The sequence below is a fragment of the Variovorax sp. N23 genome (assembly GCF_025486315.1).
Classification (GTDB): Bacteria; Pseudomonadota; Gammaproteobacteria; order Burkholderiales; family Burkholderiaceae_C; genus Variovorax.
The window spans coordinates 13,351-25,907 of record NZ_JAOOPY010000021.1 but is presented as its reverse complement, the minus strand read 5'-3'; the positions used below and the strand labels follow the sequence as shown (position 1 = coordinate 25,907).

General features: G+C 69.4%; 12 protein-coding genes and 1 pseudogene. 11 read left to right on the top strand and 2 right to left on the bottom strand.

What is annotated here, in order from left to right; all coding sequences use genetic code 11:
* Nucleotides 1–18 precede the first annotated feature (18 nt).
* The 4 genes and pseudogenes from N8A90_RS25525 to N8A90_RS23405 all read left to right on the top strand — a co-directional run.
* Nucleotides 19–711 (top strand): annotated as a pseudogene (locus N8A90_RS25525) (VIT domain-containing protein); the annotation flags it as partial.
* Between the two features lie 417 nt (nt 712–1,128).
* Nucleotides 1,129–2,283 carry a vWA domain-containing protein gene (locus tag N8A90_RS25520; RefSeq protein ID WP_410087741.1) on the top strand — a complete coding sequence of 385 codons (1,155 nt, stop codon included), beginning with the start codon at nt 1,129–1,131 and terminating at the stop codon, nt 2,281–2,283.
* Nucleotides 2,284–2,420: 137 nt separating this feature from the next.
* Complete coding sequence (xrtQ, locus tag N8A90_RS23410; protein ID WP_262077631.1) at nt 2,421–3,857, top strand: exosortase Q; 1,437 nt, start codon at nt 2,421–2,423, stop codon at nt 3,855–3,857.
* A gap of 10 nt (nt 3,858–3,867) precedes the next feature.
* Nucleotides 3,868–5,124 (top strand): biosynthetic peptidoglycan transglycosylase, encoded by a 1,257-nt coding sequence (locus N8A90_RS23405; RefSeq protein WP_262077630.1) that lies wholly within the window; start codon nt 3,868–3,870, stop codon nt 5,122–5,124.
* 16 nt (nt 5,125–5,140) lie between these two features.
* Here the strand turns inward: N8A90_RS23405 and N8A90_RS23400 are convergent, their stop codons facing one another.
* Nucleotides 5,141–5,293, bottom strand: coding sequence for a hypothetical protein (locus N8A90_RS23400; protein ID WP_262077629.1), 153 nt, complete (start codon nt 5,291–5,293; stop codon nt 5,141–5,143).
* A 146-nt stretch (nt 5,294–5,439) separates the two neighbouring features.
* Here N8A90_RS23400 and N8A90_RS23395 point away from each other — a divergent pair, with 146 nt between their 5' ends.
* The 7 genes from N8A90_RS23395 to N8A90_RS23365 all read left to right on the top strand — a co-directional run bounded on the left by N8A90_RS23395 (nt 5,440) and on the right by N8A90_RS23365 (nt 11,994).
* Nucleotides 5,440–6,537: an ABC transporter ATP-binding protein gene (locus tag N8A90_RS23395; RefSeq protein WP_262077628.1), complete on the top strand. Its 1,098-nt coding sequence runs from the start codon at nt 5,440–5,442 to the stop codon at nt 6,535–6,537.
* Nucleotides 6,538–6,701: 164 nt separating this feature from the next.
* The gene (locus N8A90_RS23390) at nt 6,702–7,982 is read left to right on the top strand and encodes a PotD/PotF family extracellular solute-binding protein (protein ID WP_262077627.1); all 1,281 of its coding nucleotides are present in this window, start codon (nt 6,702–6,704) and stop codon (nt 7,980–7,982) included.
* Between the two features lie 4 nt (nt 7,983–7,986).
* Nucleotides 7,987–8,904, top strand: coding sequence for an ABC transporter permease (locus tag N8A90_RS23385; RefSeq protein ID WP_262077626.1), 918 nt, complete (start codon nt 7,987–7,989; stop codon nt 8,902–8,904).
* 296 nt (nt 8,905–9,200) lie between these two features.
* Complete coding sequence (locus tag N8A90_RS23380) at nt 9,201–10,091, top strand: ABC transporter permease (RefSeq protein ID WP_262077625.1); 891 nt, start codon at nt 9,201–9,203, stop codon at nt 10,089–10,091.
* Between the two features lie 9 nt (nt 10,092–10,100).
* Nucleotides 10,101–10,835, top strand: coding sequence for an aspartate/glutamate racemase family protein (locus N8A90_RS23375; protein ID WP_262077624.1), 735 nt, complete (start codon nt 10,101–10,103; stop codon nt 10,833–10,835).
* 82 nt (nt 10,836–10,917) lie between these two features.
* Complete coding sequence (locus N8A90_RS23370; RefSeq protein WP_262077623.1) at nt 10,918–11,241, top strand: thioredoxin family protein; 324 nt, start codon at nt 10,918–10,920, stop codon at nt 11,239–11,241.
* Nucleotides 11,242–11,427: 186 nt separating this feature from the next.
* Nucleotides 11,428–11,994, top strand: a complete 567-nt coding sequence (locus N8A90_RS23365) for a Spy/CpxP family protein refolding chaperone (RefSeq protein ID WP_262077622.1) — start codon at nt 11,428–11,430, stop codon at nt 11,992–11,994.
* 84 nt (nt 11,995–12,078) lie between these two features.
* On the opposite strand, the gene N8A90_RS23360 is transcribed toward N8A90_RS23365, so the two are convergent.
* Nucleotides 12,079–12,498, bottom strand: coding sequence for a serine/threonine protein kinase (locus N8A90_RS23360; RefSeq protein ID WP_262077621.1), 420 nt, complete (start codon nt 12,496–12,498; stop codon nt 12,079–12,081).
* Between the last annotated feature and the right edge of the window lie 59 nt (nt 12,499–12,557).

The window sequence follows — 12,557 nt, the reverse complement described above, 5'->3', positions numbered from 1 at the left end:
CCGTGTGGCGGAGCACCGATGCTCGCGCGCCCGTTCGAAGGCCCGATGAAGTCGGGCGGCGGCTTCGCGCACACGGACTTCACACAGACTTCACACAGCACGAATTCGCTTCGCACCGGCTTCGCGCAGCGCTTCGACAGTCCTTCCCGTGCATCCCGCATCTCGCGGAGCAACGGGAACAAAAGGACGAACGCCATGCAACACACCACCGCGCAGCCGGGCCGCTGGAGCCCCTGGCTCTGGGCCGGCACCCTGGCCCTGGCCACCACTGCCTTCCTGGCACTTACCGCACGGCCGCTCCATGCGGAAGAGGCCACGGGCCCGCGCCTGAAGACCGAGAGCCCGTACTTCTTTGTGAAGAGCAGTGAGCCCGGCGTCGATGCGCTGCCGCTGAAGAACACCGCGGTCGACGTGAAGATCTCCGGCGTCATCGCCGACGTGACGGTGACGCAGACCTACCGCAACGAGGGCCAGCGCGCCATCGAGGCGAAGTACGTGTTCCCCGGCTCCACCAAGGCCGCCGTCAGCGGGCTCAACGTGCGGCTGGCCGACCGGCTCATCACGGCGCAGATCCGCGAGAAGCAGCAGGCGCGCATCGAGTACGACACCGCGAAGAAGGAAGGCAAGACGGCGGCGCTGCTCGAGCAGCACCTGCCCAACGTGTTCCAGATGAACGTCGCGAACATCCTGCCGAACGACGAGGTGAAGGTCGAGCTGCGCTACACCGAGCTGCTGGTGCCCAACGCGGGGAACTATCAGTTCGTGTTCCCGACGGTGGTCGGACCGCGCTACAACAGCCCGCAGTCGGAACAGGCCGATGCGAAGTGGGTGGCGCAGCCGGTGCTGCGTGCCGGTGTGCCGCCCAAGGCGGGCTTCCAGCTGAAGGTCGCGCTCGACACGCCGATGGGCCTGAAGGAAGTGCGCTCGGCCACCCACGCGATCGACGTGAAGAAGAGCGACGAGGACCGCCATGCCAGCGTCGCCCTCACGCCCACGCCGGAGCCGGCGGCCAACCGCGACTTCGTACTGGACTACCGCCTGGCGGGCGAGAAGATCGAGTCGGGCCTGATGCTCTACAAGGGCCAGGGCCAGAACGCGGATGGAAGCGCGGAGAACTTCTTTCTTGCGATGGTCGAGCCGCCGAAGTCGGTGGCGGCCAGCGCGATCTCGCCGCGCGACTACATCTTCGTGGTCGACATCTCGGGCTCGATGCATGGCTTTCCGCTCGACACGGCGAAGACGGTGCTGGAGCGCCTGATCGGCGGCCTGCGCCCGAGCGACACCTTCAACGTGCTGCTCTTCTCGGGCAGCAACAAGATGCTGTCGCCGCAGTCGGTGCCGGCCACGCGCGCCAACATCGAACAGGCGCTGGCGACGATCCAGAACTACAGCGGCGGCGGCAGCACCGAGCTGATTCCTGCGTTGAAGCGGGTGTACGCCGAACCCAAGGCGCCCAACGTGTCGCGCACGGTGGTGGTGGTGACCGACGGCTACGTCACGGTCGAGCGCGAAGCCTTCGAGCTGGTGCGCCGGAACCTGTCGAAAGCCAACCTGTTCGCCTTCGGCATCGGCTCGTCCGTCAACCGCCATCTGATGGAAGGCCTGGCTCGTGCCGGCATGGGCGAGCCCTTCATCATCACCGACCCGATCCAGGCGCCCGAGCAGGCCGCGCGCTTCCGCCGCATGGTCGAGTCGCCGGTGCTGACCAACGTGCGCGCCACCTTCGGCGGCCTCGACGTGTACGACGTCGAGCCGGTGGTGCTGCCCGATGTGCTGGGCGAGCGCCCGGTGATCGTGTTCGGCAAATGGCGTGGCGAGGCCCAGGGCCGTGTCGTGATCGAAGGCCAGAGCGCGAGCGGCCCGTACCGCGAAGAGATCGCCATCGACGGCCGCACGCCGCAGAACGCCGCCGCGCTGCGCGCGCTGTGGGCACGCCATCGCATTGCGGCGCTGAGCGACCAGGAAGCCCTGGAAGGCGGCGACGGCTTCGCGAAGGCGATCACCGAACTCGGCCTGAAGTACAGCCTGCTGACGCAGTACACCAGCTTCATCGCCGTGGACAAGATCGTGCGCAACGTCGCGCCGCAGAACGCGGCGAGCGTCGATCAGCCCTCGCCGCTGCCCCAGGGCGTGAGCGAGCTCGCCGTCGGGCAGGCGCTGGGCGCGGAGGTGCCGAGCACACCCGAACCCGAGATGCTCGGCGCGGTGGCCGTGGTGCTGTCGATGCTGGCCATGCTGCGCCGCCGGGCGCGTCGGCAGAACGTGCGCCGCTTCACCGCTTGAAGTGGAACACCCCCGATGCGCCTGCGGCGCCTCCCCCTCAAGGGGGCGATACCGGCGGCCCGGCGAAGCCGGTTCCGCGGTATCCCTGGTCTTTGGCTGCGCCGGTTTTCGCAGTCGTTGCACGATGGAGAACTGACATGAACCTGGCGCACATCGCTTCCGCCCACCCGCGCGTCATCGACGGCGGCATCCGCCTCGACCGCGTACCGGCCGCCGCCTGGCTGGCCCTGCAGACCGTGGCTCTGTGGCCGACGTGGACCTGGATGGCCCGCCGCGTGGCGGACGGGTCGGACGACCCGCTGGGCCTGCTGGCCGTCGCCGCGCTCGTGGCGCTGGTCGTGTCGCTGCGTGGCGAACTGCGCGCGGCGCCCCGGCTCGGCTGGCTGTTGCTGGCATCGCTCGGTACGCTGGCCGCCACGGCGCTGCACGGCGTGCTGCCGCCGCTGCTGTCCGGACTGGTGGCCGTGCTGGCCTGGGCCTGCGGCCTGCTGGCCTTCCTGCCGCGCCGTGTGGCGGCGCTGCCCGTGGCGGGCCTGGCCGTGCTGGCGCTGCCGCTGCTGTCGTCGCTGCAGTTCTATGCCGGCTACCCCTTGCGCGTGCTGACGGCGGAGGCCAGCCGCTGGCTGCTGATGCCGGGCTTCGACGTGTCGCGCGAAGGCAGCACGCTGTGGGTCGACGGCCGGCTCGTCATCGTCGATGCGCCCTGCTCCGGCGTGCAGATGGTGTGGCTGGGCTACTTCACCGCCTGCGCGGTGGCGCTGTGGGCGCGTCGCAGCGACCGCCGCTTCGCCGCGCGCCTGCCGATCGTGGGGCTGCTGGTGCTGGCCGGCAACGTCGTGCGCAACAGCGCGCTGGTGGCGCTGGAAGGCGCGGGCCGGGCCCCGGCGCCCTGGTTGCACGATGCGCTGGGCCTGCTCGTGCTGGCGCTGGTCTGCGCCGGCATCGCCCGGGCGATGGGGCGGGCCACGCCCGCCGACGCATCGGCGTCGCATGGGGGGCTGTCGATGCCCTGGCTGGAACGCTGGCTGGCCAACCGCTTTGTCCACCGCATCGCGCACAAGGCGCTGTTCGGCGTCGCGATGGCGGTGTGCGCGGTCGCCTCGGTGGCGCAGGCCTGGCAGGCCCCGGCATCGCTGCCGGCGCAGGCCTTCCACGAATGGCCCTCGACCTGGGACGACGCGCCGCTGCGGCCGCTGGCGCTCAGCGAGGTCGAACACCGCTTCGCACAGCGCTTCCCGGGCGCCATCGCGCGCATGACCGACGGGCAAGGCGTCTTCGTGCTGCGCCATGTCGCGTCGCCGACACGCATGCTCCACCCGGCGGCCGACTGTTACCGTGCGCTGGGTTACCGTGTGGCCCAGGTCCGGCTGGAGAACGATGCGCAGCAGCGCTTGTGGCGCTGCTTCTCGGCGGTACGCAAGCACGGAGAAACCCTGCGCGTGTGCGAGCGCATCGTCGACGCGCAGGGCCGCGCTTTCACCGACACTTCGGCCTGGTACTGGGCCGCTGCGGCCGGGCAATCGCCCGGGCCCTGGCAGGCCGTGACCGTGGCACGATCGAGGGGAGATTTGTGAGTCATTCGCTGTGAAAAGAGCATTGCGCCTGCTGTTGCTGAGCCTGCTGGCCCTGGTCGTGACCACTGCCATCGCACTCGCGCTGATCGTGAAGTTCGTGCTGGCACCGTCCACCGGCGAATGGGTGGCCAGCGTCGGGCCGCAGGCGCTGCGCCTCTCCGTGGGCGTGCCAACCGCCGTGCGCCTGGCGACCTCGCCCTGGTTTGCCCCGCACCTCGCCGGCCATTCGATCGCCACCGCGCACGGCACCCTGCATTTCGACTGGAGCGAGGCGACGCAAAGCCTGGCGCTGCGCTGCGGACCCTGCGTCGTCGATGTCCCCGCGCTCGGCGCGCAGCCGATTCAGGTCGCGCAGCTGAGCGCGACCGTGCGGCGCGACGGCCATCTGCTCAACGGGCGCTTCGAGGCCACGCCCGCCGGCGACGCCGAGCCGCCGCTCGCGGGCCGCTGGGACGGGCGCCTGTCGCAGAAGGGCCTGCAGCTGGCCTTCGACGCCGAAGACGCGCCGATCGCCCGCTGGTACCGGGTCATTGCTCCGTCGTTGCCCGAGTTGAAGCAGGCGCGCATCGGCGGCACGCTCGGTCTGCACGCCGAACTCGGCCTGCCCGAGGGCGCCATCGCGCTGCGTCCGCGCATCGCGGCCTTCACCGTGGAGGGCCTGGGCTCCGAGGCTCTGCTCGGCGCGCGCAGCAGCTGCGGCCCCTCGGCCCGTCTGGCGGCCGACAGCTGGCTCGCTCGAGCGGTCATCTCTGCGGAAGACCAGCGCTTCTTCCAGCACCCGGGCTACGACCTGGAAGAACTCGGCGCCGCGCTGGCGGCCAACCAGAAGAGCGGTGGCGTGGAGCGCGGCGGCAGCACGCTGACCCAGCAACTGGCCAAGCTGGCCATCACCGGTTCGGAGCGCAGCGGCGAGCGCAAGCTGCGCGAGATGCTCTACGCGGTCGAGATGGAACAGACTCTGGGCAAGGCGCGCATCCTGCAGCTCTACCTCGACAACGCCCCCTGGGGCGGCAACCTGTGCGGCGCCGAGGCTGCGGCCCGGCGCTACTTCGGGCGCAGCGCCCGCACGCTGGAGCCGGCGCAGGCGGCCTGGATGGCCGCGATGCTGCACAAGCCGTCGGCCGAGCTGTCGCAGTGGCAGGCGACGGGCAGCATCGATGCGGCGCGCTTCAAGCGCGTGGCCGAAGGCATCCGCGGGATCAGCCGGGCGCAGCGCGAGGCGCTGCTGCGGGGGGCGGCGGCGGCGCGGTTCGCGGCGCCGTCGTGAGCGCGTTGACGGTCGCTCAACCCAGCCGCGAGACGATGTAGGCGAGGCTCGTGACGAGCGTGATGTGGATCGCGTAGGGCACGCGGTTCTCGGGGTGGGTGCCCATCACGGCGATGGCTCCGAGCACCAGTGTCAGCAGGCCGAGGCCGATCATCGCTTGGAGGTCCATGGGTGTGCGCTGCGGGGGCAGGTCGGATGCCGAGGGGCCCGGGGTCGGCAGTGAAAGATGCAGATGGTAACGAGTCGATCTGAACTGAAACTTGCGCACCGTCTCGGTGCGCGCCCGACTGGCACATGTCTTGCGAAAGTGCCAGCATGGACGCCGTCACCCCGCCCCCCGCCGCCGTCGAAGTGATCGCGCTGACCAAGCGCTACGCGGCCGGCACGCCCGCCGCGGTCGACCGCATCGACCTGCGCATCGGCAGCGGCAGCTACTGCTGCCTGCTCGGCCCCTCGGGCTGCGGCAAGAGCACCACGCTGCGCATGATCGCGGGCCACGAGTCGGTGTCGAGCGGCGACATCCTGCTGGACAACCGCAACATCACCGACCTGCCCGCCGCCGCGCGCGGCACGGCCATGATGTTCCAGAGCTTCGCGCTGTTCCCGCACCTCTCGGCGCTCGACAACGTGGCCTTCAGCCTGAAGATGAAGGGCGTCGGCAAGGCCGAGCGCCAGAAGCGCGCCGGCGACCTGCTCGAACGGGTGGCCATGGGCCATCTGGCCGAGCGCAAGCCGGGTGAACTCTCCGGCGGCCAGCAGCAGCGCGTGGCGCTGGCGCGCGCCCTCATCACCGAGCCGCGCGTGCTGCTGCTCGACGAGCCGCTGTCGGCGCTCGACCCCTTCCTGCGCATCCAGATGCGCGCCGAGTTGCGCCGCTGGCAGAAGGAACTGGGCCTGACCTTCATCCACGTCACGCACTCGCAGGAAGAGGCGATGGCGCTGGCCGACACCATGGTCGTGATGAACCACGGCCTGATCGAGCAGGTCGGCTCGCCGCACGCGGTCTACAACCACCCGGCCAGCGAATTCGTGGCGCGCTTCATGGGCGGCCACAACGTGCTCGACACGCCCGCCGGCCCGATCGCCGTGCGCAACGACCACATGCAGATCACGCCCGACGGCGCCGGCCCAGGCCTTGCCGCACGCGTGACCGACGTCGAATACCAGGGCACCTACGTGCTGCTCGGCCTGGCGCTCGACGGTGTGGCCAAGGCGCGCCAGACCGTCTCGGTGCTGCTCGGCGAAGCCGCCTTCCTGGCGCGGCCCTATGCGTCGGGCGACGCGGTGCGCCTGAGCTGGGCCGAGGCCGACGCGCGGGTGCTCGGCCCCGGCGCCCAGCGCCCGCCCGACCGGGCGGCCGCTGCACCGGCAGCGCGCGACGACACCGCGGCCATCGCCGCCTTCGTGGCCTGAGAACGTGCGAATGAACCTGCTGCGCCCCCCGATCTCGCATCTGCGGTCCTCACCGCACGCGAGTGCGGCTCCGGTCCTCAACGCAAGCTCGGGGCGCTCGCGACGGTTCCTTCACACGTTCTGAGCCCCCCATTCTTCTCAAACCCGCAACCGGAGACCTCCCAATGTCCGAACCCATCGACACGTCCAGCCAAGGCCTGCAGCGCCGCACCCTCATCCAAGGCGGCGCCGGCCTGGCCGGCATCCTGGCCAGCGGCATGGCGCCCTTCGTCCACGCGCAAGAGAAGGTCGTGCTGCGCTACCTGGGCACCGCAGTGAACCAGGACAAGGCGATCGCCGAGAAGTTCAAGGCCGACACCGGCATCGAGATCCAGTACGTCGCCGTGACCACCGACGACGTGACCAAGCGCGCCGTCACCGCGCCCAACAGCTTCGACCTGATCGACACCGAGTTCTTCTCGCTCAAGAAGATCGTGCCGACGGGCAACCTCAAGGGCATCGACACCAAGAAGATCAAGAACGCCGACAAGATCACGCCGCTGTTCACGCAGGGCATGGTCGCCGGCAAGGCCGTGGGCGACCAGGGCACCGCGCCCAAGAAGGTGATCTACCTCGAAGGCGAGAAGAGCAAGAAGTTCGCGACCGCGCCGACGCAGTACATGTCGCTCATCCCGACCGTCTACAACGCCGACACGCTGGGCATCCGCCCCGACCTGATCAAGCGCCCGATCGAATCGTGGGCCGAGCTGCTCAACCCCGAGTTCAAGGGCAAGGCCGCGATTCTGAACATCCCGTCGATCGGCATCATGGACGCCGCGATGGTGGTGGAAGCCAAGGGCCTGCACAAGTACAAGGACAAGGGCAACATGAGCAAGGCCGAGATCGACCTGACGATCAAGACCCTGATCGAAGCCAAGAAGGCGGGCCAGTTCCGCGCGCTGTGGAAGGACTTCAACGAGTCGGTCAACCTGATGGCTTCGGGCGAAGTCGTCATTCAATCGATGTGGTCGCCCGCCGTGACCGCCGTGCGCACCAAGGGCATCGCCTGCAACTTCCAGCCGCTCAAGGAAGGCTATCGCGCCTGGGCCGCCGGCTTCGGCCTGCCGGCCACGCTGAGCGGCAAGAAGCTCGACGGCGCCTACGAGTTCATCAACTGGTTCCTCGACGGCTGGGCCGGTGCCTACCTCAACCGCCAGGGCTACTACAGCGCCGTGCTCGACACCGCCAAGGCCAAGATGGAAGCCTACGAGTGGGCCTACTGGATGGAAGGCAAGGCCGCCTCGCAGGACATCAAGAGCCCGAACGGCGACGTGCTGGCCAAGGCCGGTTCGGTGCGCGACGGCGGCAGCTACGAAAAGCGCATGGGCAGCATCGCCTGCTGGAACGCCGTCATGGACGAGAACGAGTACATGGTCCGCAAGTGGAACGAGTTCGTCGCAGCCTGATCCCGTGAGCGCCCCCACCACCAGCGCGCACGCGCCCAGCCCCTCTGTCCATGCCGTCAAGGCGTGGTGGCAGGCGGCGCCGTTCGCGCTGGTGTTCCTGCTGTTCTTCCTGATCCCGCTGGCACTGATCGCGATGGTCAGCCTGTGGAATTTCAACGAGTACGAGCTGATCCCCGCGGTCACGCTGCGCAACTACTTCAGCCTGTTCGAAGGCTGCTCGCAGCTCACCGACAACGGGGACCTGTGCGTCACGCTCAGCACCTACCTCAGCACGCTCAAGTTCTGTCTGCTGGTGTGGGGCATCACGCTGCTCGTCGGCTTCTCGGTCGCGTACTTCCTGGCCTTCCATGTGCGCTCGTCGACGATGCAGACGGTGCTGTTCGTGCTGTGCACCGTGCCCTTCTGGACGTCGAACGTGATCCGCATGATCTCGTGGGTGCCGCTGCTGGGCCGCAACGGGCTGGTCAACCAGGGGTTGATGGGCATCGGCCTGGTGAACGAACCGGTCGAGTGGCTGCTGTTCTCCGATTTCTCGGTGGTGCTCGCCTTCGTGCACCTCTACACGATGTTCATGATCGTGCCGATCTTCAACTCGATGATGCGCATCGACCGTTCGTTGCTCGAAGCCGCCAACGACTCGGGCGCCACCGGCTGGCAGACGCTGTGGAACGTGATCGTGCCGCTCTCGCGCACCGGCATCCTGATCGGCTCGATCTTCGTCATCACGATCGTCATGGGCGACTTCGTCACCATCGGCGTGATGGGTGGCCAGCAGATCGCCTCCATCGGCAAGATCATCCAGGTGCAGACGTCCTACCTGCAGTTCCCGCTGGCGGCGGCCAACGCGATGATTCTGCTGGCGGTGGTGCTGATGATCATTTGGGGCCTGACGCGGCTCGTTGACATTCGGAAGGAGCTCTAGGTGCGACGGAGTCCTTCGATCGACTGTGGGCGGGATCGCGCCGACGGCGTCCTCTGCTCCGCGAATGTCCCCCGGCCTGCGGCCTCCTCCTTTATTTCGCTGCGCAGAGCACGCCATCGACGCGATCCGTCACGGCGATGGTTGATCCACGGCCAGTACGACGCAGCGCGTCCCGTGCCGAGGGCATGGGGTGTCCCCCGCAGCGAAATAAAGGAGGAGCCGACGCAGTCGGCGGGGGACATTCGCGGAGGGGGATACCCCGTGGCCTCGGCACGCGCCAACCGGGTACAAGAAAAATGAGCAACCGCATCGGCGAAAAACGCGCAGCCGGCTTCTGGCCTTTGGCGCTCGTCTTCGCGCTCTTCGTGCTGTTCCTCTACGGCCCGATGATCACGATCTTCGTGCTCAGCTTCCAGGGCCCCGAAGGCGGCCTGACCTTCCCGCTGCGCGGCGTGTCGCTGCACTGGTTCTACAAGCTGGCCGAGGGGCTGGGCACGGTCGACATCGGCGCGGCCTTCCGGCGCTCGCTGGCGCTGGGCGCGGTGGTGATGGCCTTCACCGTGGTGCTGTCGGTGCTGGCGGGCCTGGCCTTCCGCAAGAAGCTCGCGGGCAGCAACCTGCTCTTCTTCGTCACGGTGGCCAGCCTGATCATGCCGTCGATCATCATCTCGCTGGGCATCGGCCTGCAGTTCCGCCTGCTCGACACCGGCATCAAGGAGGCGCTGACCGCCATCGACGCCACCAGCACGCTCGAGAACTACGGCACCGCGCTCGGCCTGTTCACCTCGGCCCTCGGCGCGCACCTGACATGGACACTGCCCTTCGGCCTGCTCATCATGTTCGCGGTGTTCAACCGCTTCAACCCGGCCTACGAGGAAGCCGCACGCGACCTCGGCGCCACGCCCTGGCAGACCTTCCGCCACGTCGTGCTGCCGCTGATCGGGCCGTCGATCGTCGGCATCGGCATGTTCGGCTTCACGCTGAGCTGGGACGAGATCGCGCGGACCTCGCAGGCCATCGGCGACGTCAACACGCTGCCGCTCGAGCTGCAGGGCCTGACTTCCACCGTGACCACGCCGTCGATCTACGCGCTGGGCACGGTCACCACCGTGGTTTCGCTGGGCGTGATGGCGGCCGCGCTCGGCGCGGCCTCGCTGCTGCGCCGTCGCGCCACCCGCCGTCGCTGAAGGGTTCCCGTGCCGCGCCTGCTCGTCATCAACCCCAACACCTCGGCGTCCGTCACCGCCCTGCTGCAGCAACATGTGCAGAAGGCGGTCGGTGCAGCGGTCGACGTGCAGAGCGTCACGGCCCGCTTCGGCGCGCCGTACATCTCGTCCGAGGCCACCTACGCGGTGGCGAATCACTCGGTGATCGACGCCTGGGCGGCCACCGTCGCCAAGGACGGCGGCAAGCCCGACGCGGTGCTGATCGGCTGCTTCGGCGACCCGGGTCTCTTCGCGCTGCGCGAAGGCGCCGGTGTGCCGGTGGGCGGTCTGGCCGAGGCGGCCTTCTCGGCGGCCGCCTGGCATGGCCGCTTCGCCATCGTGACCGGCGGCGAGCGCTGGCGCCCGATGCTGTCGCGCCTGGCCGGCGCGCTGGGCCACACGCAGACGCTGGCGGGCATCCACACGGTCGCGCCGACCGGTGCGCAGCTGATGGCCGACCCGGCCGGCGCGCGCCAGCTGCTGGCCGACGCCTGCTGCCAGGCGGCCGAGCGCTTCAAGGCGCAGGCCGTGATCCTCGGCGGCGCCGGGCTGGCCGGCATCGCGGCGGACATCGCGTCGCAGGTGCCGGTGCCGCTGATCGACAGCGTGCAGGCTGGCGCGGAATGGGCGCTCGACGCGCTGCGCCGCAAGACGACGGCCGGGGCCGACGAACGCTTCGGCGTGGCCTGGCAGAACGTGTCGTGGGAAATGACCGCGCTCGAATGACCGGCGCCACCCGGGCGTTCAGATCCTGGCCGACAACGGGGGCAGGCCACCCGTGCCACCATCGAGGGAACACGGAGCGCGTATGAGCACACCCTACACCCCCGAAACTGAGACCCGCGCCGACATCGACCAATGGCGCGGCCCCGCCGTGGTCGACTTCGGCACCAACTGGTGCGGCCATTGCCAGGCGGCGCAGCCGCTGGTCGACGCGGCCTTCGCCGCGCACGCCGAGGTGCGTCACCTCAAGGTCGAAGATGGCAGCGGCCGCCCGCTGGGCCGGAGCTTCCGCGTCAAGCTGTGGCCCACGCTGGTCTTCCTGCGCGACGGCCAGGAGGTCGAGCGGCTGGTGCGGCCCACCGACCCGGCCGCCATCCGCGACGCCCTGGCGCGCATCGCTGCGGGCTGAGCGCCGTTCACGCATCTTTACGCGCGCTGACCGAGCGTTGACCGCAGCGGCAAGCCGGCGAAACATCCGGACGCCACACTTCCCTTCACCTGCTGCCCAACGGCGACAGGCAGGACCCCGGCGCCGCAGCCTCGATGAACGATCCCGCGGCAGGCCAGCGTCCTCACTCTGAAAGGAAACGCTCTCATGATCACCGCACGTCAACGCATCCTGTGGGCCAGCCTGCTGGCCTCGGCCACCTTCGCCGCATCGGCCCAGACGCCGCCGCCTTCCAATGTGCCGCCCGCCATCACGCAGGCCGCCTCGCCGGCCCAGCCGGAGGTGCGCGGCCACCAGCCGCGTGACGGCAAGGGCTTCGAGCGCATGCAGGAGCGCCGCGCCAAGCACCTGGCCGACCTCAAGACCAAGCTGAAGATCGAGGCCTCGCAGGAAGGCGCCTGGTCGGCTTTCACCAGCGCCATCCAGCCGCCGGCACCGCCCGCACAGCGCCCGGACCGTGCCGCCATGCGCGCCGAGTTCGAGAAGCTGACGACGCCCCAGCGCCTGGACCGCATGCAGGCCCGCCAGAGCGAACGCGCCGCGCGCTTCGCACAGCGTGCCGATGCGACGCGCACCTTCTACGCGGCGCTCAACCCGGCGCAGCAGAAGACCTTCGACGCGGAAGCGATGCGCTTCGGTCCGCGCGGCGCCCACGGCGAGCACGGCCCGCACCAGGGCCCGCACGGCCATCGTCAGCCGCCCGCGAAGGGTTGATCGACACGCCGGCCTGCGGCCGGTGGCACCCACGAAAAAGCCCGCGGCAGCGATGCCGCGGGCTTTTTCACGGGGGCGTCGTGCTTACTTGGGCGTGCCGGTCGAATTCTTCGGGTTGGTCGGCACGTCCGGGCGCTCGCCCTTCTGGCCGAACTGCGGCTTGGGCTTCACGGCGTCCTGGCGCACCTCGGCGCGGGTCGTTCCGCTCATCATCGGCGGCATGGTGTTGGGCTGGTTGTTCATCCGGGTGCTGGGCTCTCCGCCCGGGGTTGCGGTGTTGGCCGGGTTGCGGTTGTTCGCGCGGGCCTCGGCCTTCACCGCGTCGCGCGAGGCGGGCATGCTGCCGTCCGGCCGCTGGGTGGGGTTGGGCACGCCGGCACGCGATTCGGTGCTGGCCTGGCCGGCGGTCGAAGGCGGTATCACCGCCGCGGGCGCCTGTGCGAAGGCGGCGCCTGCGCTCAGCAGGGCGGCGAATGCGATGGCCGGGGTCAGGGTTCTGGTCATGGTTGTCTTCCTTGAAGGGTGATGAAAGGGATGGGTGTCGACAGCTTCTTCGCGCCGTT

Coding starts and splice junctions, on each gene's coding strand:
- N8A90_RS23380 (WP_262077625.1), top strand. CDS start 9,201: ATGAGCAACCGCATCGGCGAAAAACGCGCAGCCGGCTTCTGGCCTTTG.
- N8A90_RS23365 (WP_262077622.1), top strand. CDS start 11,428: ATGATCACCGCACGTCAACGCATCCTGTGGGCCAGCCTGCTGGCCTCG.
- N8A90_RS23395 (WP_262077628.1), top strand. CDS start 5,440: ATGGACGCCGTCACCCCGCCCCCCGCCGCCGTCGAAGTGATCGCGCTG.
- N8A90_RS23400 (WP_262077629.1), bottom strand. CDS start 5,293: ATGGACCTCCAAGCGATGATCGGCCTCGGCCTGCTGACACTGGTGCTC.
- N8A90_RS23360 (WP_262077621.1), bottom strand. CDS start 12,498: ATGACCAGAACCCTGACCCCGGCCATCGCATTCGCCGCCCTGCTGAGC.
- xrtQ (WP_262077631.1), top strand. CDS start 2,421: ATGAACCTGGCGCACATCGCTTCCGCCCACCCGCGCGTCATCGACGGC.
- N8A90_RS23370 (WP_262077623.1), top strand. CDS start 10,918: ATGAGCACACCCTACACCCCCGAAACTGAGACCCGCGCCGACATCGAC.
- N8A90_RS25520 (WP_410087741.1), top strand. CDS start 1,129: ATGGTCGAGCCGCCGAAGTCGGTGGCGGCCAGCGCGATCTCGCCGCGC.
- N8A90_RS23390 (WP_262077627.1), top strand. CDS start 6,702: ATGTCCGAACCCATCGACACGTCCAGCCAAGGCCTGCAGCGCCGCACC.